A 19,902-nucleotide genomic window follows, 5' to 3' on the forward strand; every position below is an offset into this window, starting at 1 on the left:
TGCCAATTTGCCGGCATGAGCGGCCTCAGGTTCCCTTGATGATCTTCATCGTCGCCGCATCTGCTTCCGCTTGCGCCAGCGTCCCTTCAAATACGATCTCGCCGCGTTCGATCACATACAGGCGATCGGCGAACGGTGGCAGGTGATAGAAGTTGGATTCGGCCAGCAACACGCCGCGCCCCTGCTTCAGGATGCTTTGCAAACCCTCGCTGATGGTCGGGATGATGGCTGGCGACAAACCTTCGAAGGCTTCATCCAGCAACAAGAGTTCCGGGTCCAGCGCGAGCGCACGCGCAATTGATACCATCTTGCGTTCGCCGCCCGACAGCTGCTGGCCGCCGCGATGCAGGTATTGCTTGAGCTTGGGGAAGACCGCATACGCTTCGTTTATCCGTTCCTGCGCGCTGCGTGCCGATTTGCGGGTCCAGGTCGGCAGTGCGATATTGTCTTCGACGGTCAGGTCGCCAAACACATCGCTGCCTTCCGGCGTATAGCCGAGCCCGAGTTCAACGATCTTGTGGGTTTGCATGCCGTTGATGGCGCTGCGTTTCCATTTGATGGCACCCGACTTCAGTGGCTGGAAGCCCATGATGGAGCGGAAAGTGGTGGACTTGCCGGCACCGTTACGCCCAACCAGACATACCAGTTCACCCGGCTCGATGTGCATCGAGATATCGCGTAATACCGGATTGCCGGCCAGGATGACATTGACGTTTTCAAGTGCAAGAGACATCAGTGCGCTCCTTTGCCGACTACGATGGAGATGACTTCTTCATTGGCAAAAAATTCATCGCGCGGCAGATCGGCAATTTTCTTGCCGGCCTGCATGGCAATGATGCGTGTCGAATAGCGCGATACCAGATCCATATCGTGTTCTACCAGCATGATGGCTTCTATTCCCATGTGTTTGGCGGCACGCAACAAGGTTTCCATGACGCCGTGTTTGTCGGCGGTGGAAACGCCTGCGGTCGGCTCATCCAGCAGCATGACTTTCGGATGCAGTGCAAATGCGCTGGCAACGTCGAGCAGCTTGCGACGACCGTGCGGTAATGAACCGCCTTTGGTATCCAGCCAGGGTGCCAGGCCAAAGGCGTCAGCGGTGCGCACCACGATATCGTTAACCTTGCGGCTGCCGAACAGAGAGCCGAAACCGTTCCAGCGCATATTCAGATAAGAACAGGCGGAGACCGCAATTGTTTCGCGCACGGTCAGCTCGGGGAAAATACTCGTGAGTTGAAAGGCACGTGCCAGGCCACGTGTCGCGAGATCAACTGCACCGACACCCGCGATGTTGGAACCATTGAAATGGACATTGCCGGTCGTCGGCTGATGCAAGCCGGTCAGTACATTGACCAGCGTGGTTTTGCCGGCGCCATTAGGCCCGACCACCGAAACGAATTCACCGCGCGAAACCGACAGATCCACATTGTGGAGCGCGATGAAGTCGCCATAGTGGCGTGAAATCTGTTGTGCCTGGAGCAGCACATCGTTGGTACTCATGCTTGCTCTCCCTTTGACTTGAATTTACGAATGGCACCCATGATGCCGCCTGGCAGAACTATCACCAGGATCGCTAGGATCGCGCCGAGGAAGAAGCGCCAGTACTGCGTCAGCGAAGACAATTCATCCTGCAGCAGGATAAAGACAAAGGCGCCCAATACCGGGCCAAGGAATTCCTGATAGCCGCCGAGTACCGCCATGAAGACGAGGTGACCGGAATGCGTCCAGTAAGCCAGTTCAGGATCGGCAAGGCCGGTATTGACGCCGAGGATGACGCCGCCGATAGAGGCATAGACTGCTGAAATGACGAAGGCAATTGCACGCACGCTGCGTATCTTGACGCCGAGGTAGAGCGCCTTGACGGCATTGTCACGCGAAGCCATCAGGTGGATACCATACGGCGAACGGACGATGCGCCACATCACCAGCGTCAGCAACAAAATCATGACCAGGCAGTAGTAATAGAACGGACCGCCGAGAAAAGCTGTCTTGTCGAACTGATCCAGTTCCATCCCGAACAAGGTCGGACGCGGCACGCGCATGCCGCTGTCACCGCCGGTGATGTAATAGAACTTGTTCAAAAAGGAGTGGAACAGCATGCCGAATGACAAGGTCAGCATACCGAAGAAGATGCCGGTAAAGCGACTCGCCAACCAGGCTATCGGTATCGAGATGATGGTCGATGCCACGATTGCTGTCAGCAGCATCAGCTCGAATGACACCATGCCGGTTTTGGACACCAGAGCTGCCGCCGCATACGCGCCGATTGCAATGAAGAGCGCATGGCCGAAAGAGAGCAGGCCGCCATAACCGAACAGCAGGTTAAAGCCGAGCAGAATCACTGCATAAGCGAAGAAGGGAATCAGCAGCGTCATGTAGTACTGGCTGACGACCAGTGGTGCGATCACCAGGGCGGCAATGACCAGGCCGCCGGCTATCAGTTTGGCACGCGAGACGCCCGGTGGCGCGACGAATTCCAATTCTTCCGGCGCCGTAATAGGCGCACTGTGTACGGTATCGGTTCTCATGCTTCCGCCTTTCCGTAGAGACCTGCCGGCTTCCAGATGAGGACTGCCAACACAATTGCATAGATAGCCAGAATTTCAGCTTCCGGATAATACATAGCGCTGAGTGCGCGTATCAGGCCGACGATCAGCGCACCGACTGCGGCGCCCTTCATGCTGCCGAGGCCGCCGATCACGACCACGGCAAATGCTTCGACCACCAGCTCGACGCCCATTTCCAGCGACGCGGCTGCATTCGGGATCACCAGTGCGCCGCCTATCGTGCCGAGCATGGTGCCGAGTGTGAACACCATCACGTAGACACGAGTCACGTTAATGCCCATGGCTGCGCTGGTTTCACGATTTTCGGCAGTGGCGCGCAGGATTTTTCCGGTCTTGGTTTTGCCGAGGAAGTAAGCCATGCCTATCGCCAGTGAGACTGCGACTGCAATCACCATCACGTTATAAGTAGGCATGCTGACACCGAAGGCAGACAGGGTGCCGAAGGTCATCGAGACGTTAGGCAATTGCTGCGGGTCGGCGCCCCAGAAGAAGCGCAATACATCCTGGAACATCAGCATCACTGCGAAAGTCAGCAGCAACTGGAAGGATTCAGGGCGGTCGTAGATCGTGCGGATCAGTCTTTCCAGCGGAATGCCGATCAGGCCGATGACGATACCGGCGCCGAGCAATACGAATGGAAACAAATGAACCGGCAAGCCCTTGCTGAGCGCCCATGAAGTGACGAAAATGCCGAAATATGCGCCGAGTGCATAGATCGATCCGCACGCCAGGTTGATGATGCGCTGCACGCCGAAGATAAGTTGCAAGCCGGACGCTACCAGGAACAAGACAGCTGCCTGGAACACACCGGCCAAAAGAATATTGAAAAACGGAGCCATAGATACACCCCTCCCTGACCAGTACAGTTACGTACCAGTCAGGGAAGTTCCCTTCTCTTTGTCAGGTGGTTAGATCTTGAAGTTTGCAGTATTCAGCCATTCCCAGAAATCCGCACCTGTCGGTTTCTGCAATTGGTCTGAATAGATGGTTTCAACTGACGCCAGTGTCGGGAAGTCGTAGTTATTCTTGTTGGTCGACAGTCCCTGGTGGAAAGTCTGGTTGGCGATATGGTCGGCGCGCATTGCACCTTTACCGCCGAGCGACTCAATTTGCACGCCGGGGATGGCCGCACAAATTTCTTCCGGGGTCGGCCAGGATTTTTTCGCCGCCAGCGCTTTTTCGACACCGGCCTTGTAGACCATCATCGAGAAGTAGGCGCGATCGGCTTCCCAGTGCGGGTAATCCTTGTACTTGTCGGCATACCACTTGACGAATTCCTTCTGTGTCGCCGATGCCTTCGGATCATCGAAGTACATGGTGTTGTGACCCCAGACGATGCCTTCAGGCGTGAAATCTTTTTTCATTGCAGTGTGTTGCCAGCCGGCAGCCGGCAAAACGAAGTGCGTGCCTTCAGTCAAACCGGCGTTGTGCGCTTGTTTCATGAAGACCGGCAAGTCGGCGAACAGCAGCGATGAAAAAATCAGGTCGGGCTTGGCAGCCTTGAGTGCGGCGACGTTGGAAGTGAGATCGAGGTTGCCGATCTTCGACCACTGTTCGGACACTACTTCGTGTTCGATGCCGTATTTTTTCAGCAGTGCCTGAAATGCGGTCCAGGTATTGCGGCCATACGAGTAATCAGGGTTGACGCAGGCGATGCGCTTGAACTTGCCTTTGAAGTGCTTGATTGCCAGCAAGGAGGCCATCACCGCTTCGCACTCGTTGTCGGTGCTGCGGAACACATACTTAGGCTTCGGCATGGTTTCTTTTACGCCGTCCTGTGTCGTGCCGTCCCAGAAGATGGTCGGCATGCGCGAATCTTCAGCTGCCGGTGCCAGCGCAAGGCTGACACCGGATGACACGATGCCTTGTACGCAATCGACTTTCTCTTGCAATACCAGTTTGCGGAAGCGGTCGATCGTGTCTTTTGGGGAAGTCTCTTCCTGAATCACCAGTTCGACTTTGCGGCCGCCGATACCGCCGGCGGCATTGATGCGGGCAGTGGTCCATTCCACTCCGCGCAAACCGCATTCGCCGATAGTGCCGGCAACGCCGCCACGCGGGGCGATGATGCCGACGCGCAAAGGTTTGTTTTGTGCAAAGGCTGGCATGCCAAGTAATCCGGTCGCGATGCCGACACCTGCAGCTTTTAAAACGGTACGACGCTGAATTGATGAAACGGGCTTTTTCATAGTCTCCTCCGGGTTTTAAATGGGTCTCGAAACGTTTTATATATTATTTATGTTCAGCTAAGATATCATAAATATTTCTATGCTCAATCTATTTAATAGGCGTAGTTTTAATTGCTTCGTGGAAATAAATATTGAGATGTTGTGATAGTTGCCCTCCTCTTTGGCTTCGCCTCCCCAAGTCACGTTTGCTGTGAGAAAAACTGTTGCGAATAGAGCCTGGTTTTAACTTGCCGGACTGTGCAGCGCCAGCCCGATCTTTGTTCCTTTTTAGCTTTTCGTTTGCTGGCTGCGGCGTATGAAAAATACAGCGGGCGGGCAGGAAGTAAAGACAACTAACTAATACGCGGTATTTCTCCGTTCTCGTCAAAGCCTTATGCATGCTGATCTGCGTATAAATAGCCGCTATCTGGGGAGTGGTTCATTGCCAGTGAGGCCGGTACTTTCGGCTAAAAGCCAAGCTGCTCCCAAGCCTGAGCTCTTAATCCAAAGACTTGTTGTATTTCGGCTGCGCGGCAATAAATTTAAAAACTCTAAGAATTAGATTGACACAACTAATATATTAGATAAATATATCAAGCAGGTACAAAAAGTGCCACCAACCAGACCGTGCAGCACGAGTTTGCGCGGCTAAAAATATTAGGAGACAAAAATGTTCAATCGCCTCAACGTCGTACGCGCATCGCTATCTGTCGTCGCAGCTACTATGCTTTGCGTCCCGGCATTCGCTTGGGAGCCGACTAAGGCAGTAGAAATGGTATTGCCATCCGGCAGCGGTAGCGGTACCGATCAAATGGCCCGATTGATGTCGAGTATCGTGGTCAAGCATAAACTTGCTACAAAGCCTTATATCGTCATGGCAAAAGGCGGTGCCGGTGGTGCTGAAGGGTTTATCGATGTAAAAACGTCGCCGGGCAACCCGCATAAAATTCTAATATCGGCATCACACATGTACATGCTGCCATTGACAGCGAATGTTCCGTTCACGTGGAAAGATATGACACCTGTTGCCAATATGGTGATGGATGAATTTGTGCTTTGGGTTAACGCGACTTCTCCTTATAAAACGGTGGCTGATCTGTTAGCTGCTGCCAAGGCAAAACCGGGTGAGATTCGCGCCGGTGGTGCTGGTTCTAAACGTGAGGACAATCTGCTGTTTTCTGCAATTGAACAAGCTGCTGCCGTACGCTTTAATTACATTCCATACAAAGGCGGCGGCGATGTGGCGACGCAATTAGTGGGTAATCACATTGATGTTTCCGTCAATAATCCAGTAGAAGCCGTCTCTCAATGGCGAGCCGGGCAATTGCGTCCATTGTGTGTATTCGACGACAAGCCTATGGCGCAAACAGACAAGGTTACTGCGACAGAATCATGGTCCAGTATTCCTACATGTAAATCCGCTGGTCTGGACGTGGCTTTCCTGATGCAGCGTAGTGTATTCCTGCCGTCTGGCGTCAAACCGGATCAGGTTGCCTATTACGTAGATCAAATGAAGAAAATTGTTGCCACGTCGGAGTGGAAAGAATTTTCTAATCGCAATGCATTCAAGGACAACTTTCTGACTGGCGCAGCATTGCAGAAATTCCTTCAGGCAGATGCAGATATGCATTACGACTTGCTGAAAAAAGCCGGCTTTCTTGCTGCGCCCCAATAAGCGGAGCACATAAAAATGCAGAGCGATGAAAAAGACGACCGTGTTTTAGTCAAACACGGTGTGGCGGAGTTCGCCTGTGCGCTGGCATTCCTGATAGCCGGTGGTCTGCTGATGTGGGACAGCTACCACCGAGGTGCAGGTTGGGGGAGCAGCGGACCTAAATCGGGATATTTTCCTTTTCGTATCGGCCTCATCATGTGCATTGCCTCAGTGTTCGTGATGTTTGGCAGCGTGCGTAACAAGGCTCTTGGAAACTCGTCCTTCGTTACACGCGGCGAACTCAAGCCAGTACTGCAAGTTCTGGTGCCAATACTCGGTTTCGTCGCGGTGGCGCAATTCCTTGGTATGTACATTGCCGCATTTCTGCTGATTGCAGGATTCATGCGCATATTAGGAAAATATAGTTGGTTGAAATCAGCTTGCGTTGGGTTGGCAGTCAGCGCAGCTGTTTTCTGGCTGTTCGAAATTCAATTCATGGTTCCGTTAATCAAGGGCCCACTTGAGGCGGCATTCGGATACTGATATCGCCAAAGAATATCCATAGAAGGAGACATCCATGGAAGAGTTGGGTTATTTGATGCACGGGTTTTCTGTCGCTCTTACGGGACAGCATATTTTAATGATGTTCATAGGCGTCACGTTGGGCATCCTGATTGGTGTATTACCGGGATTGGGCGGGCCGAACGGAGTCGCAATTTTATTGCCGCTGACGTTTTCGATGGAGCCGACTGCAGGCATCATTTTGCTGTCTTGCCTGTACTGGGGGGCTTTGTTCGGTGGTGCGATTACTTCTATTCTCTTCAATATCCCAGGGGAGCCATGGTCGGTTGCAACGACCTTCGATGGTTATCCAATGGCACAGAAAGGTAAAGCGGGAGAGGCGCTGACAGCTGCTTTCAGCGGGTCGTTCATCGGCGCATTTTTCTCGGTTGTATTGATTACATTCTTGGCTCCTTTAGTTGCCTCGTTTGCATTGAAATTCGGGCCGCCGGAATTTTTTGCTGTTTATCTCCTCACTTTTTGCAGTTTTGTCGGCATGGGTGGTGGTTCGCCAGCAAAGACGATACTGGTGATGATGCTTGGCTTTGGTCTGGCAACGATAGGCATGGATACCATCACGGGCGAATTGCGCATGACTTTCGGTACAGATGAATTGTTGCGTGGTATCGATTTTCTGATTGTCGTGATCGGCTTGTTCGGTATAGGTGAGATTTTACTGACGATGGAAGAGGGCTTGGCTTTTCGTGGCAAGCAGGCAGGCATCAATCTCAAGGTGGTATTACAGACATGGCGTCAGTTGCCGCGTTACTGGGCATCACTAGTTCGCAGTTTTATTGTCGGTGCATGGATGGGTGTAACACCAGGCGGAGCGACGGCCGCGTCCTTCATGGGCTACGGTATTGCGCAGCGTTTCTCGAAAGAGAAGGATCAGTTCGGCAAGGGGAGTCTGGAAGGTGTGTTGGCACCGGAAACGGCAGCGCATGCATCTGGCACTACCGCATTGCTGCCTATGCTCGCACTTGGTATTCCGGGGTCGGCGACAGCAGCAGTGTTGCTGGGTGGGCTGATGGTGTGGGGTTTGCAACCTGGCCCTATGCTATTCGTCGAGCAGAAGGATTTCGTCTGGGGTTTGATTGCCAGTATGTATCTCGGCAATGTGGTCGGTCTGATTGTGGTTTTGAGTACAGTGCCACTGTTTGCTGCGATTCTGCGAGTGCCCTTCACCATCGTGGCTCCCGTCATCATCCTGTTGTGTGCGATCGGTGCTTACACCGCGCATAGCGCGGTGTTCGATGTCTGGCTGATGATTCTGTTCGGTGTGATTGGCTACATACTGAAGAAACTCGACTACCCCCTGGCTCCGTTGGTGCTGGCAATGGTATTGGGAGACAAGGCTGAAGATGCGTTCCGACAAACCATGAAGCTATCGTATGGTGATATGAGCATCTTCTGGTCAAATTACCTGGTTGGCAGTATTACGACATTGGCGCTGATTGCGTTGGTGTGGCCTTTGATTTCCAGGTTATTAGGCGGGCGGGCCAAATCGTCGGAGGTGACAGCATGAGAATGCCTGCCGATTTTCAGTGGGATACGCTGGCACGTAACACGGCGGCGCGCCTGAAACGCGGTGCGCCGCATGTCAACGGGAAGGTTGTCGCTGCAGAAAACATCGCGGCCTTACTGCATGCGGTGATCGAATCGGGCGACCGTGTCTGCGTTGAGGGCAATAATCAGAAGCATGCCGATTTTTTGGCATTGGCTTTGTCCAAACTTGATGCAAATCTTGTGCATGATCTGCACATCATTCAATCGAATCTAGCCTTGGCTTCGCATCTGGATGTGTTTGAACGTGGCGTCGCTTCACGCCTGGATTTCTGTTACTCAGGTGATCAGGGTGTGCGTCTGGCCCGCCTGATCAAGGCGGGAAAGATCAATATCGGTGCAATCCATACCTATCTTGAGTTGTATGGTCGCTACTTCATGGATTTGACGCCACGCGTCTCGCTGATCGCGGCACAAAGTGCGGATGCTCATGGAAATTTGTATACCGGGCCGAATACCGAAGACACACCGGCAGTCGCCGAAGGCACCGCCTTCAAGAACGGTATCATCATCGCGCAAGTCAATGAAATCGTGGACAAGGTGCCGCGCGTCGATGTGCCGGGCGATTGGGTATCGTATGTAGTGCAAGCGCCGAAGCCGCATTACATCGAACCTATCTTCACTCGCGATCCGGCACAAATTACCGAGACACAAATTCTGATGGCGATGATGGTTATCAAGGGTTTGTATGCACCGTATGGAGTGACGCGTCTGAATCACGGCATCGGTTTCGATACCGCCGCGATTGAACTGATCCTGCCGACCTATGCCGAGTCATTAGGCTTGCGCGGCAAGATCTGTAATTACATGACGGTCAATCCCTGCCCGACCCTGATTCCGGCGATCGAATCCGGTTTCGTCAAAGGAATCCATTGCGCTGGTTCTGAACTGGGGATGGAAGATTATGTACGGGCGCGTCCTGATGTCTTCTTCAATGGGCCGGATGGCAGCATGCGTTCCAATCGTGTGTTTTGTCAGATTGCTGGTCATTATTCCGACCTGTTTATCGGCTCGACTTTGCAAGTCGATACACAAGGCAATAGTTCGACCGCCACGCTGAATCGTATTGCCGGTTTTGGCGGCGCACCCAACTTCGGTTCCGAATCGCGTGCGCGTCGCCATGTCAGCTATCCATGGCTGAAGGCAGGCCAGGAATCGGCCGCCGCGACCGGTGCCACCATGCCACGCGGCCGCAAGCTGGTGGTGCAAATGGTTGAATCTTTCCGTGAAAAAATGAGTCCGACCTTCACGGAAAAATTGGATGCATGGCAGCTGATGGAAGACCTCTCGCTCGACTTGCCGCCGGTGATGATCTACGGCGATGACGTCACGCAAATCGTGACTGAAGAAGGCATTGCGCATTTGCATAAATGCAGCAATCCGCAAGAGCGTGAGCAAGCGGTGCGCGGCGTCGCCGGTTTTACCGCAGTCGGCATGAAGCGCGACCAGCGTGCCGTCGACAATCTGCGCGATCGCGGCATCATTCAACGGCCTGAAGATATAGGCGTCGATGTGTCATTGGCGACGCGCGATTTACTGGCTGCCAAATCCATGAAGGATTTGGTCCGATGGTCAGGCAATCTTTATCAACCCCCCAACAGATTCAGAAATTGGTAGGCATATATGCAAACACTTGAATTTGAAGTTGGTCCTTGTGCTAATCCGGATCGCAGCATAGGCAGCGGCCTGATCGGTGTCGTCGGTTCCGGCAACCTCGAAGTGTTGTTCGAACCGGCAGAGCTGAACGACAAGGTGAAGTTCGTGATTGAAACCTCGGTGCATGGCTTCGATGAAACCTGGCAAGCCGTCACGCGCAGTTGTGCAGAACGTTATCGCCTTGCGAACCTGGTCATTACCATCAATGATGCAGGTGCAACGCCCGCAGTAGTCAACTTGCGTCTGATGCAGGCAGTGGCAGAATTCAGGAGCGAACAATGAGAGGAGCGCATAAAAGTTTTCTGGAACGTACAGCTCGCCAGCGTATTGCCAATCTGCTAGACGCCGGTAGCTTCGTTGAAATTCTGCCGCCATCGGAACGGCACTTTAGCCCGCATTTACCTGTACTTGGACAACCGGTAGCATTCGATGACGGTATCGTGATTGGCGAAGGATTGTTGAGCAACGCCAAGGTTTTAATTGCCGCACAGGAACCAATTTTCATGGGAGGTTCTGTTGGCGAGATTCATGGCGCCAAGTTGACTGGCTTACTAGAGCGTGCAGTGCTGCAACGTCCGGCTGCAGTATTACTTTTGCTAGATACTGGCGGCGTGCGTTTGCATGAAGCGAATGCGGGTTTAATTGCCATCTCGGAAATCCAGCGGGCCGTGTTTGAAGTCAGGCACGCCGGTATTCCGGTGATTGTCTTGATAGGTGGTTCCAACGGTTGCTATGGCGGCATAGGTATCGTTGCCAAATGCTGCGATCACATCATCATCTCAGAAGAGGGGCGCTTGTCAGTCTCGGGGCCTGAAGTCATAGAAGCGGCGAAAGGCGTGGAAGAGTTCGATGCGCGCGACCGTGCTTTAGTCTGGCGGACCATGGGCGGCAAGCATCGTTACCTGATGGGCGATGCCGATCTGATTGTGCCTGACGATATCGAGGCCTTCCGCGCTGCGGCGGTCAGCCTGCTCGATGCGTCGCGGCCATTGACCCTGGAAAGCGTTACGCAGGAACACCAAGCCTTGCAGACAAGGATGCAGCGGTTTTCCAATTGCGCCGACGCGACGCAGATCTGGCAAGAGCTTGGTATCGCGGATACCAAGACCGTATCTCTGGCAGAGATATCCGAGTTCATGGAAATGAGCGCACATGTGCGGAGGGAGGAGCATGCTTGAGTGGAAAGAATTATGCGACCAATTGTTCCCGCAAGGGCATACGGTAAAAGCGGACGGCCAGGTAGTGACAGGACAAGGGCGCATAGGCAATGAAACTGTCGCAGTGGTCGGTACTTTGAATCATGCTGCCATCGGTGTCGATATTGCTTTGCAATTGTCAGAGGCCGTCATCGACATCATGAATCAACATCCCGGCGCGCCCATCCTGATGCTGGTCGATACGCAGGGGCAGCAGTTGTCGCGGCGTGATGAATTATTGGGCAACAGTCCTTTCCTTGCGCATCTGGCGAAATGCTTTGCCGTCGCGCGTACCCGTGGTCATCAATTACTGAGCGTGGTGTATAGCGAAGCGGTCAGCGGCGGCTTCCTCTCGCTCGGCATGATTGCAGATGAAACGTATGCAGTGCCCGGTGCACAGATACGCGTGATGGCCTTACCTGCCATGTCGCGCATCACCAAGCTGCCATTAGAAGAACTGGAAGCCTTGTGCCGTACGTCACCTATCCTTGGCCCGGGTGCGCATAATTTTGTTGCATTGGGTGCCGTAGAAGAAATCTGGGAAGGCCCGCTGGACCAATGCTTGCTGACTGCATTGGCGAAGAAAAACAATCTGGACAAGCGACGTGAGCTGGGAGCAAGCCGTGGTGGCCGTACCGGTGCGGCACGGATAGCCCGACTGGTACGCGAGCATTGAGGCTCACATGATTGCGCCGCAACCATCTGCATTCGTGCTCAAGCGTCATGCGCGTGTCTGGCTTAACTGGCCGGAAGCGGTTGAACTCATACATATGCAGGATGGCGTCGGGATGACTGCTATTCAGCAGCATGCAGCGCATGGCTTGCCCTTCGTCGCGCGCAGCCGGCAACCCGGCGACCGGCCTGGCATGGTGCAACTGGGTTTGCGCATGCCACGTACCGAGAATCCGCGTTCGTTGGCTTTTTGTGTGCCGCCGTCGATGGTGCGGGAAACGACTGATGCGCTGAGTCTGGTGGAAGCCTTGTCGCAGCAAACCCCTTTGCCCAGCGGTTGGTACGACACGCTGATGCATTTGCAAGCGGATGCGGCACAACTGGGTTTGACCTTGCGCATCTACGGCTCGCTGGCCTGGCAATGTGCGACCGGCACCCGCTATCTGGCAGATAACTCGGATATTGATTTTCTGCTGGAGCCGGCTTCGCTTGAACAGGCACATGCCGGGTTGCGTTTGCTGGAAGCCGCAGAAAAAGAAGGGTGCGTGCGGCTGGATGGAGAAATGATTTTTCCGGACGGTCGTGCTGTTGCATGGAAAGAGTTGCTGGCGAATACGCGTCTGGTGATGGTCAAGAGCGCAGAAGGTGCCACGCTGGCAACGCTGGAATCAGTATGGAAGCAATCGGCATGGCATTGATAGCAAACACTACACATCATCTCCGTACGCAGCAGGTTGCGCGTGCGGCGGTTCGTGCTTTATATGACGAGATGTGTCTGTATCCGAAGCCGGGTCTGGTCAGCAAGACAGACAACGGCAGCCACGATGATATGCAAGCGGCGACCTTTGTCAAAAGCCTGTTTAGTTTGCGTCATTACTTCGCCGCGATTTATCAGGCTGGAGTATACGGTGCCGATTTTGCGGAACTGACGGCACTCGGCCTGGCGGCAGAAGCCACGATGTTGCGCGCCACTGCGGGCGTCAATACGCATCGCGGTGCCATTTTCAACCTCGGCTTGTTATGTGCCGCTTTGGGTAAGGTGAGCGTTACAGCGACACCTGCCGAGGTGGCGCAGGTGGTCGTCGATAGCTGGGGTGCAGATATCAAATTGGCGGACAGCAAGGACAGGCGTTCTAGTCATGGCAACCTGGTGTGCCGCAAGTATGCGGTGGGTGGCGCGCGCGGGGAAGCTGTAGCGGGTTTTCCCCACGTCTTCAAGATAGGCTTACCAGCCTTGGTTGCGATACGTCATGCAGGTGGCAGTGTCGTTGCAGCCCGTTGCCAGGCTTTTTTCGCGATCATGGCTGCGCTGGAGGATACCAATCTCTTGCATCGTGCCGGTATCGAGGGTTTGCACTATGCGCGTAATTCAGCGATTTCCTTCCTGGCCGAAGGTGGTGTCTTCGCTGCCGATTGGCAACAACGTGCAGTGCAGATACACAATGAATTTGTCGCACGGCGTTTGAGTCCGGGTGGTTCGGCTGACTTGCTGGCTGCAACATTGTTTGTTGCAGCCATGACGGAAAGATCGGTGCACACGTGAGCGGCTTGGCGATAGCTTGTCCGGGACAAGGTGCGCAACATCCGCAGATGTTCGATTTCGCCTTGCAGTCGGACGCGGCGCGTGACTGGCTGGCAGAATATGCTGCGGCGACGGGTGTGGATGTTGTCGCACTGGCTACTAGTGGTGAAGATTTATTCAGCAATCGCAATGCGCAGCTATTGATATGCGGCGCTGCGATTGCAACGTGGACCGCATTGCAGGAACGTTTGCCGCAACCGGAGTTGTTCATCGGTTATAGCGTGGGTGAACTGGCTGCTTATGGTTGCGCCGGAGCGTGGAAGGTGAAGGAGTTGGGACTGCTGGTGCCGCAACGCGCATTGTTGATGGATCAGGTCGCGCCGAAGAATGCCGGCATGCTGGCGATCAAGGGTTTGGGTATGGCGGAGATAGATGGCATATGCAAACGCTACCACCTGGAATTGGCCATTATCAATAGTGAAGACCATTTCGTACTGGGTGGCGTGCGTGATGACATTGAATCAGCGCTGCTTGCAATTACGACGGACGGTCATTGGTGCAAGGCGCTGGATGTGGCGATTCCATCGCATACTTCATTCATGCGTAGTGCGGTGCAGCCTTTCCATCACTTATTGAAAGTCACGCCCGCACATGCGTTGGTGGCACCGGTGCTGGCCGGCATCAATGGTTTGTCCGAGTCGGAGCGGACGATAGCGGATACCTTGTCGGCGCAGATCGCCGAACCGGTACGCTGGCAAGACTGCATGAACACGACGCTGGAGCGCGGCGTCACCGTGGTGCTGGAACTGGGTCCCGGGCGTACGCTGAGCCGTATGTTTGATGAACTGAACGTGGCGGTAGAGGCGCGTTCGGTAGAAGATTTTCGTACCCTGGACGGCATTGTAAACTGGGTAGAGACACGACTTGCTACAACATAAAATCATAGAAAAAATACACATGTCGATTAATCATACATCTTCCAAAGTTGTTCCTGCCGGTTCGGATTTCACGCCAGTGCGTCAACCTTTGCGGTCGCCGCGTCCTTCGGTCGCGAGCTCATCCGAGCGCGCTTACCTGCGTATAGAGGAAGCTATCGTCACGATGGAAATTCAGCCGGGCAGCGATGTGAATGAAGCTTTCCTCAGCGAGGTGGCCGGTTTCGGCCGTACGCCGGTGCGCGAGGCGGTACGCAAGTTGTGTTTCGAGCATCTGCTGGTGGTAAAGCCTAAGCGCGGCATCTATGTGACCGAGATCGATCCGGTTGCGCAATTACGTTTGCTGGAAGTGCGGCGTGAAATAGACCGGCTGGTTTTCCAGAATGCAGCGCGACGTGCGACACCGGAACAGCGCCGCCAGTTTGTATTGCTGGGTGAGAATTTCCGCCGTTCGGCGGAAGCTGCAGACAAAATGCTCTTCATCCGTTGCGATAAGGAGTTCAATGAACTGTGCCTGAATTGCGCGCGCAATGAATTCCTTACCGGCAGCTTGCGTTCTATCCAGGGCTTGTCACGGCGCTTCTGGTTTTGCCACTACAAAACGTATGACTACCTGTCGGTCACTGCACTCTTGCATGCGGGCGTGGCCGAAGCGATAGCTGATGGCAAGGTGAACCTGGTGACCGAAGCGACCGAGCGCCTGGTTGATAGCGCAGAAGCACTGGCCAGAAAAGTGGCGGACCAGGAAGGTGTGCTGGCCGACCATGAAACCATGCAGTCGGATCTATCTGCTCATTAAGCGCATGCGGGTACATGCGGATTGTCCTGCATGTACCATTGTTTTTCTTCTTTGTTCTTGCCGCGCTTCGGCCGCCACACTGTAAACGGCCCTTCCCTTAGAATATCCAATCAAAAGTTGGCGGCGGTTTTCCGCTCGTGCCACTTATCCGGCAATTTATTAGCGTGTTCGTCCCTATGCATATTTTTACCTACGGTTCCCTGATGTTCCCGGAAATCTGGCAACGCATCGTGCGCGGTGATTACCGTTCCACACCTGCTACTGCGCACGGTTATGTACGTTATGTGCTGACCGACGATACTTATCCCGGCATGATCGTCTGTCCAAAAGCTGCCGTTGAAGGCGTGCTTTACTTAGATGTCACTGCGCAGGACGTCGCTGCGCTGGATGCATTCGAGGGCAGCGAATATCGTCGCGCCCTGATTGATGTTGTAATAAAATCAGAGGAAAACGTGGTAGCGTGTACTTACATATTTATGGAGGAAGAGCGGCTTTCCAGCTTGTCGTGGGAGCCGCAGGCCTTCCAGATATCACGCTTCATAGACGCATATTGCAGCGACAAATTGGGCGGATGAACGCTGGCTAGCCAGTATAATTCCGTCTACGTTTATTCCAATTCAAGGCGCGGTGCTTGCACCGTCAGAAACACATCCATGCTCGCAGCACAAAAACAACGCATCACCGAACTCTTCCAGGCCGCCGTCGCACCGCTGGTCGCCGGCACCGAACTCAATCCGACCGTGACACTGGAGCGTCCGCGCGATCCGTCGCACGGCGACGTCGCCTGCAATCTGGCGATGCAGATTGCCAAGCCGCTCAAAAAGAATCCGCGCGAAGTCGCACAGGTGCTGGTCGCCGCCCTGCTCGACAATCCGGCCAATCGTGATTTGATCGAATCGGCAGAGATCGCCGGCCCCGGTTTCATCAACTTGCGCCTGACCGCTGCTTCGCGCCAGTCCGTCGTCAAAACCGTGCTGCAGCAAGGCGCGCAATACGGCAAAAGCAATCTCGGCGCAGGTAAAAAAGTCATCATCGAATTCGTCTCCGCCAATCCAACCGGTCCGCTGCACGTCGGCCACGGTCGTCAGGGCGCACTGGGCGATGCGATGTCCTCGCTGTTCGATGCGCAAGGTTATGCGGTTACCCGCGAGTTCTATTACAACGATGCCGGCGTGCAAATCGCCACGCTCGCCACTTCGGTGCAAGCACGCGCGAAAGGTTTGAAGCCAGGCGTTGAGGGCTGGCCTGAGTCGGCTTACAACGGCGATTACATTCAGGACATCGCCAACGATTTCCTCGCGCAGAAAACCGTCTCCGCCAGCGATGGCCTGCCGGTTACCGCCAGCGGCAACATAGACGATATCGAATCGATACGCGCGTTCGCGGTCGCCTATCTGCGCCGCGAGCAGGATCTGGATTTGCAGGCCTTCGGCGTCAAGTTCGACAACTACTATCTGGAATCGTCGCTGTACAACGACGGCAAGGTTGCCGCGACCGTCGATGCACTGATCAAGGCCGACAAGACTTACGAACTGGATGGCGCACTGTGGTTGCGCACCACCGATTATCGCGACGACAAAGACCGCGTGATGAAGAAGTCCGACGGTACTTACACCTACTTCGTACCGGACGTCGCCTATCACACGGTCAAATGGCAGCGCGGCTTTATGCAGGCGATCAACGTGCAGGGCAGCGACCATCACGGCACCATCGCCCGTGTGCGCGCCGGTTTGCAGGCACTCGATATCGGCATTCCGCAAGGCTATCCGGATTACGTGCTGCACAAGATGGTGACCGTCATGCGCAATGGCGAGGAAGTGAAAATTTCCAAACGCGCCGGTTCTTACGTTACCTTGCGCGACCTGATTGAATGGTCGGCGGGCGAAGCAGTCGAAGGTCAGGAGCGCGACCTGACCCGTGGCCGCGACGCGGTGCGCTTTTTCCTGATCTCGCGCAAAGCCGATACCGAATTCGTGTTCGACGTCGATGTCGCGTTGTCGCAGTCGGATGAAAATCCGGTCTACTACGTGCAATATGCGCACGCGCGCATTTGCTCGGTGCTCGCACAATGGACCGATGGCGATGAAGCCGCGCTACTCGATGTCGATCTGTCGCCATTGACGGCGCCGCGCGAAGCCGCCTTGCTGGCCAAGCTGGCTGAATATCCGGAAGCATTGCAGCGTGCACTGGAAGAACTCGGACCGCATCAGGTGGCGTTTTATTTGCGCGACTTGGCGGCGGAATTGCATAGCTACTACAATGCGGAACGCGTGCTGGTGGATGACGTCGCGCTGAAGATGGCGCGCCTCGCACTGATGCATGCAACAAGACAGGTATTGCGTAACGGTCTGGCCCTGATCGGCGTATCGGCACCAGCCCGGATGTAACAGGAAATTTATGAGCAAGAATAGAAAAACAAATAGCAAGGCGAAGAGTAAAAAGCAGGCCGGCGGTACGCTGCTCGGTTTGATTATCGGCCTGATCCTCGGCCTCGGCATTGCGGTCGGCGTCGCGATGGTGATTTACAAAACACCGCTGCCGTTCACCAACAAGGGTGCGACTGCGGATAAAACGATCATGCCTGCAAACGGCGAACTGAGCGATCCAAACAGGCCGCTCTACGGTAAAAAGCAGCCGGTGAAAGAGCCTGTGCCAGGCGCACCGGCGCCTACCGTTGCCGAAGAAACGATCAAGCCGCCGGTGGTGGACAAGGCGGCGCAGGCCAAGGAAAAGGCGGAAGCCGCCAAAGCTGAAGCTGCCAGGGCGGAAAGCGCTGATGAAAAATGGATCTATTATCTGCAGGCCGGAGCCTTCCGGGAAACCGCCGATGCAGAAAGCATGAAAGCCAAACTGGCCCTGATGGGATTTGAAGCGACCGTTTCCGAACGTCAGGCAGAAACCGGCACGCTGCACCGTGTACGTATCGGCCCTTTCGGCCAGCTGGAAACAATGAACCGAGTGCGCACCAAATTGTCTGATAATGGCGTCGACGTCGCAGTTGTACGTATAGGCAAGTAAGTCGAAAAATAATCGAAAGGAATACCATGCGTTTTATTCAACACCTGTTGGCTGTAGCAACGTTGGGTTTGATGGCAGCAACGGCAGGCGCTTCGCCGGCTGCTCCGGTCAACGGCACCGATTACCGCACGCTTGAAAAAGCGCAGCAAACCGATAGCGGCAAAAAAGTCGAAGTCACCGAATTCTTCTGGTATTCATGCCCGCATTGCGAAGCGCTGGAGCCGACGCTGCAAGCATGGGTAAAAAAGAATGCCGACAAGATCGTCTTCAAACGCGTACCTGTCGCCTTCCGCGCCACCTTCATCCCGCAACAAAAGCTGTACTACACAATTGAAGCATTGGGCATGGTCGATACCCTGCACGCTCGCGTATTCCGCGCGATCCACGTAGAACGCCAGCAACTGGATACCGACAAGCAGATCCTCGACTTCATCGCCAAGCAAGGCGTGGACGCGAAGAAGTTTGCCGACACCTACAACTCCTTCGGCGTACAAACCAAGGTGCAACGCGCAGCGCAACTGCAGGAAGCCTACAAGGTTGACGGCGTACCTATGATTGCGATCGACGGCCGTTACGTCACCTCGCCATCGATCGTCGGCGCAGCGCTGGGCAATCGTCCGGAAGCGGTGTTGCATGACGCAACCCTGCAAGTGATGGATCATCTGGTTGCCAAGTCGGCCAAGTAATCATTTATTACGTTTGCTGAATTTTTCAGCAATCACGCAGAACAAGAAAGTCCGCAACTCGCAAGAGGGCGGACTTTTTATTTGGAGTGGATTTGGAAATGAGCGAAGCGGACATGCAAGCAAAACGAGTCTTCATCACCGGCGCATCCAGCGGCTTGGGCGCAGCACTCGCGCGGCAGTACGCGAGCGAAGGTGCAATGCTGGGTCTGGTCGCGCGACGCGGCGAGGTTTTGCGTGAACTCGCAGCCAGCCTGCCAAATGCGGAACGCCATCGCGTCTATGCGCTGGACGTTAGCGATCACGCCGCACTCGCCAACGCTGCCGCCGACTTCATCGCTGCCGTGCAAGGCATCGATATCGTCATCGCCAACGCCGGCATCTCGCGCGGCACGCTGACCGAATACACGGAAGATTTGCATGTCTTCGAGAAAATTTTCGCCACCAACGTCACCGCCACCATCGCGACTTTTGCGCCCTTCATCGCGACCATGAAGGCGCAGGCCGCAGCAGGGTTAACGGGCGCGCGACTGGTCGGCATAGGCAGCGTCGCCGGCATACGCGGCTTGCCGGGTGCGGGAGCCTACAGCGCATCCAAAGCTGCTGTCATTTCCTATTGTGAATCGCTACGTGTGGAATTGAAGAAGGATGGCATCAAGGTCGTCACGATAGCGCCCGGCTATATTGATACGCCGATGACGCAGGTGAATGATTATGCGATGCCGTTTTTGATGCCGGTGGAGAAGTTTGCTGAGCGGGCGGTGGCGACTATAGCTGCGGGTTGCAGTTATCGGGTGATTCCCTGGCAGATGGGGGTGGTGGCCAAGGTGCTGCGCTTGTTGCCGAACTGGCTTTACGATTTGTTGTTCTCGAATGCGCCAAGGAAAACTCGTCATATCGTATAGCTA

At 54.6% G+C, this 19,902-nt stretch carries 21 protein-coding genes; 16 read left to right on the forward strand and 5 right to left on the reverse strand.

The genetic code is table 11. From position 1 onward, the window contains the following. Positions 1–25: 25 nt before the first annotated feature. The 5 genes from ACIQW9_RS12840 to ACIQW9_RS12860 all read right to left on the reverse strand — a co-directional run bounded on the left by ACIQW9_RS12840 (position 26) and on the right by ACIQW9_RS12860 (position 4,756). The gene (locus tag ACIQW9_RS12840; RefSeq protein WP_402337462.1) at positions 26–733 is read right to left on the reverse strand and encodes an ABC transporter ATP-binding protein; all 708 of its coding nucleotides are present in this window, start codon (positions 731–733) and stop codon (positions 26–28) included. Then, positions 733–1,500 (reverse strand): ABC transporter ATP-binding protein, encoded by a 768-nt coding sequence (locus ACIQW9_RS12845; protein WP_402337465.1) that lies wholly within the window; start codon positions 1,498–1,500, stop codon positions 733–735. Before ACIQW9_RS12845 ends, ACIQW9_RS12840 begins: the two co-directional genes overlap by 1 nt. Next, a complete protein-coding gene (locus tag ACIQW9_RS12850) occupies positions 1,497–2,528 on the reverse strand; it encodes a branched-chain amino acid ABC transporter permease (protein WP_402337468.1) in 1,032 nt (343 codons plus the stop codon). Before ACIQW9_RS12850 ends, ACIQW9_RS12845 begins: the two co-directional genes overlap by 4 nt. Next, complete coding sequence (locus ACIQW9_RS12855; protein ID WP_402337471.1) at positions 2,525–3,406, reverse strand: branched-chain amino acid ABC transporter permease; 882 nt, start codon at positions 3,404–3,406, stop codon at positions 2,525–2,527. Before ACIQW9_RS12855 ends, ACIQW9_RS12850 begins: the two co-directional genes overlap by 4 nt. A gap of 69 nt (positions 3,407–3,475) precedes the next feature. Continuing rightward, a complete protein-coding gene (locus tag ACIQW9_RS12860; protein WP_402337474.1) occupies positions 3,476–4,756 on the reverse strand; it encodes an ABC transporter substrate-binding protein in 1,281 nt (426 codons plus the stop codon). A 649-nt stretch (positions 4,757–5,405) separates the two neighbouring features. On the opposite strand from ACIQW9_RS12860, the gene ACIQW9_RS12865 reads away from it, so the two are divergent. The 16 genes from ACIQW9_RS12865 (at position 5,406) to ACIQW9_RS12940 (ending at position 19,899) form a co-directional block, all read left to right on the forward strand. Beyond that, positions 5,406–6,410, forward strand: coding sequence for a Bug family tripartite tricarboxylate transporter substrate binding protein (locus ACIQW9_RS12865; RefSeq protein WP_402337476.1), 1,005 nt, complete (start codon positions 5,406–5,408; stop codon positions 6,408–6,410). A gap of 15 nt (positions 6,411–6,425) precedes the next feature. Further along, positions 6,426–6,932, forward strand: coding sequence for a tripartite tricarboxylate transporter TctB family protein (locus tag ACIQW9_RS12870; RefSeq protein WP_402337479.1), 507 nt, complete (start codon positions 6,426–6,428; stop codon positions 6,930–6,932). Positions 6,933–6,966: 34 nt separating this feature from the next. After that, a complete protein-coding gene (locus ACIQW9_RS12875; RefSeq protein ID WP_402337482.1) occupies positions 6,967–8,475 on the forward strand; it encodes a tripartite tricarboxylate transporter permease in 1,509 nt (502 codons plus the stop codon). Continuing rightward, positions 8,472–10,130 carry a malonate decarboxylase subunit alpha gene (mdcA, locus tag ACIQW9_RS12880; protein ID WP_402337484.1) on the forward strand — a complete coding sequence of 553 codons (1,659 nt, stop codon included), beginning with the start codon at positions 8,472–8,474 and terminating at the stop codon, positions 10,128–10,130. Before ACIQW9_RS12875 ends, mdcA begins: the two co-directional genes overlap by 4 nt. Positions 10,131–10,136: 6 nt before the next feature. After that, positions 10,137–10,451: a malonate decarboxylase acyl carrier protein gene (mdcC, locus tag ACIQW9_RS12885; RefSeq protein ID WP_402337487.1), complete on the forward strand. Its 315-nt coding sequence runs from the start codon at positions 10,137–10,139 to the stop codon at positions 10,449–10,451. After that, on the forward strand, positions 10,448–11,347 hold the full coding sequence (locus ACIQW9_RS12890) for a biotin-independent malonate decarboxylase subunit beta (protein WP_402337490.1): 900 nt from the start codon (positions 10,448–10,450) through the stop codon (positions 11,345–11,347). The genes mdcC and ACIQW9_RS12890 overlap by 4 nt, the downstream gene beginning before the upstream one ends. Then, the gene (locus ACIQW9_RS12895) at positions 11,340–12,041 is read left to right on the forward strand and encodes a biotin-independent malonate decarboxylase subunit gamma (RefSeq protein WP_402337493.1); all 702 of its coding nucleotides are present in this window, start codon (positions 11,340–11,342) and stop codon (positions 12,039–12,041) included. The genes ACIQW9_RS12890 and ACIQW9_RS12895 overlap by 8 nt, the downstream gene beginning before the upstream one ends. Before the next feature lie 7 nt (positions 12,042–12,048). Continuing rightward, the gene (gene mdcG / locus ACIQW9_RS12900) at positions 12,049–12,735 is read left to right on the forward strand and encodes a malonate decarboxylase holo-[acyl-carrier-protein] synthase (protein ID WP_402337496.1); all 687 of its coding nucleotides are present in this window, start codon (positions 12,049–12,051) and stop codon (positions 12,733–12,735) included. Further along, positions 12,711–13,580, forward strand: coding sequence for a triphosphoribosyl-dephospho-CoA synthase MdcB (gene mdcB, locus ACIQW9_RS12905; protein WP_402337498.1), 870 nt, complete (start codon positions 12,711–12,713; stop codon positions 13,578–13,580). Before mdcG ends, mdcB begins: the two co-directional genes overlap by 25 nt. After that, positions 13,577–14,497, forward strand: a complete 921-nt coding sequence (locus tag ACIQW9_RS12910) for an ACP S-malonyltransferase (protein ID WP_402337501.1) — start codon at positions 13,577–13,579, stop codon at positions 14,495–14,497. The genes mdcB and ACIQW9_RS12910 overlap by 4 nt, the downstream gene beginning before the upstream one ends. Positions 14,498–14,516: 19 nt before the next feature. Beyond that, on the forward strand, positions 14,517–15,293 hold the full coding sequence (locus ACIQW9_RS12915) for a GntR family transcriptional regulator (protein WP_402337503.1): 777 nt from the start codon (positions 14,517–14,519) through the stop codon (positions 15,291–15,293). A 176-nt stretch (positions 15,294–15,469) separates the two neighbouring features. Then, positions 15,470–15,868, forward strand: coding sequence for a gamma-glutamylcyclotransferase family protein (locus tag ACIQW9_RS12920; RefSeq protein WP_402337506.1), 399 nt, complete (start codon positions 15,470–15,472; stop codon positions 15,866–15,868). A 78-nt stretch (positions 15,869–15,946) separates the two neighbouring features. Further along, entirely contained in the window at positions 15,947–17,680 is a 1,734-nt protein-coding gene (argS, locus tag ACIQW9_RS12925; RefSeq protein ID WP_402337509.1) for an arginine--tRNA ligase, read from the forward strand. 10 nt (positions 17,681–17,690) lie between these two features. Further along, positions 17,691–18,311 carry an SPOR domain-containing protein gene (locus ACIQW9_RS12930; RefSeq protein ID WP_402337511.1) on the forward strand — a complete coding sequence of 207 codons (621 nt, stop codon included), beginning with the start codon at positions 17,691–17,693 and terminating at the stop codon, positions 18,309–18,311. Positions 18,312–18,337: 26 nt separating this feature from the next. Beyond that, positions 18,338–18,997: a thiol:disulfide interchange protein DsbA/DsbL gene (locus tag ACIQW9_RS12935; protein WP_402337514.1), complete on the forward strand. Its 660-nt coding sequence runs from the start codon at positions 18,338–18,340 to the stop codon at positions 18,995–18,997. 113 nt (positions 18,998–19,110) lie between these two features. Beyond that, positions 19,111–19,899, forward strand: a complete 789-nt coding sequence (locus ACIQW9_RS12940) for an SDR family oxidoreductase (protein ID WP_402337517.1) — start codon at positions 19,111–19,113, stop codon at positions 19,897–19,899. The last annotated feature ends 3 nt before the right edge of the window (positions 19,900–19,902 follow it).

The sequence above is a fragment of the Herminiimonas sp. NPDC097707 genome, assembly GCF_044761395.1.
Lineage (GTDB): Bacteria > Pseudomonadota > Gammaproteobacteria > Burkholderiales > Burkholderiaceae_D > Oxalicibacterium.

What these genes read in the sequence shown, in the direction of transcription:
- ACIQW9_RS12840 (WP_402337462.1), bottom strand. Translation starts at nt 733, where the DNA reads ATGTCTCTTGCACTTGAAAACGTCAATGTCATCCTGGCCGGCAATCCG.
- ACIQW9_RS12845 (WP_402337465.1), bottom strand. Translation starts at nt 1,500, where the DNA reads ATGAGTACCAACGATGTGCTGCTCCAGGCACAACAGATTTCACGCCAC.
- ACIQW9_RS12850 (WP_402337468.1), bottom strand. Translation starts at nt 2,528, where the DNA reads ATGAGAACCGATACCGTACACAGTGCGCCTATTACGGCGCCGGAAGAA.
- ACIQW9_RS12855 (WP_402337471.1), bottom strand. Translation starts at nt 3,406, where the DNA reads ATGGCTCCGTTTTTCAATATTCTTTTGGCCGGTGTGTTCCAGGCAGCT.
- ACIQW9_RS12860 (WP_402337474.1), bottom strand. Translation starts at nt 4,756, where the DNA reads ATGAAAAAGCCCGTTTCATCAATTCAGCGTCGTACCGTTTTAAAAGCT.
- ACIQW9_RS12865 (WP_402337476.1), top strand. Translation starts at nt 5,406, where the DNA reads ATGTTCAATCGCCTCAACGTCGTACGCGCATCGCTATCTGTCGTCGCA.
- ACIQW9_RS12870 (WP_402337479.1), top strand. Translation starts at nt 6,426, where the DNA reads ATGCAGAGCGATGAAAAAGACGACCGTGTTTTAGTCAAACACGGTGTG.
- ACIQW9_RS12875 (WP_402337482.1), top strand. Translation starts at nt 6,967, where the DNA reads ATGGAAGAGTTGGGTTATTTGATGCACGGGTTTTCTGTCGCTCTTACG.
- mdcA (WP_402337484.1), top strand. Translation starts at nt 8,472, where the DNA reads ATGAGAATGCCTGCCGATTTTCAGTGGGATACGCTGGCACGTAACACG.
- mdcC (WP_402337487.1), top strand. Translation starts at nt 10,137, where the DNA reads ATGCAAACACTTGAATTTGAAGTTGGTCCTTGTGCTAATCCGGATCGC.
- ACIQW9_RS12890 (WP_402337490.1), top strand. Translation starts at nt 10,448, where the DNA reads ATGAGAGGAGCGCATAAAAGTTTTCTGGAACGTACAGCTCGCCAGCGT.
- ACIQW9_RS12895 (WP_402337493.1), top strand. Translation starts at nt 11,340, where the DNA reads ATGCTTGAGTGGAAAGAATTATGCGACCAATTGTTCCCGCAAGGGCAT.
- mdcG (WP_402337496.1), top strand. Translation starts at nt 12,049, where the DNA reads ATGATTGCGCCGCAACCATCTGCATTCGTGCTCAAGCGTCATGCGCGT.
- mdcB (WP_402337498.1), top strand. Translation starts at nt 12,711, where the DNA reads ATGGAAGCAATCGGCATGGCATTGATAGCAAACACTACACATCATCTC.
- ACIQW9_RS12915 (WP_402337503.1), top strand. Translation starts at nt 14,517, where the DNA reads ATGTCGATTAATCATACATCTTCCAAAGTTGTTCCTGCCGGTTCGGAT.
- ACIQW9_RS12920 (WP_402337506.1), top strand. Translation starts at nt 15,470, where the DNA reads ATGCATATTTTTACCTACGGTTCCCTGATGTTCCCGGAAATCTGGCAA.
- argS (WP_402337509.1), top strand. Translation starts at nt 15,947, where the DNA reads ATGCTCGCAGCACAAAAACAACGCATCACCGAACTCTTCCAGGCCGCC.
- ACIQW9_RS12930 (WP_402337511.1), top strand. Translation starts at nt 17,691, where the DNA reads ATGAGCAAGAATAGAAAAACAAATAGCAAGGCGAAGAGTAAAAAGCAG.
- ACIQW9_RS12935 (WP_402337514.1), top strand. Translation starts at nt 18,338, where the DNA reads ATGCGTTTTATTCAACACCTGTTGGCTGTAGCAACGTTGGGTTTGATG.
- ACIQW9_RS12940 (WP_402337517.1), top strand. Translation starts at nt 19,111, where the DNA reads ATGCAAGCAAAACGAGTCTTCATCACCGGCGCATCCAGCGGCTTGGGC.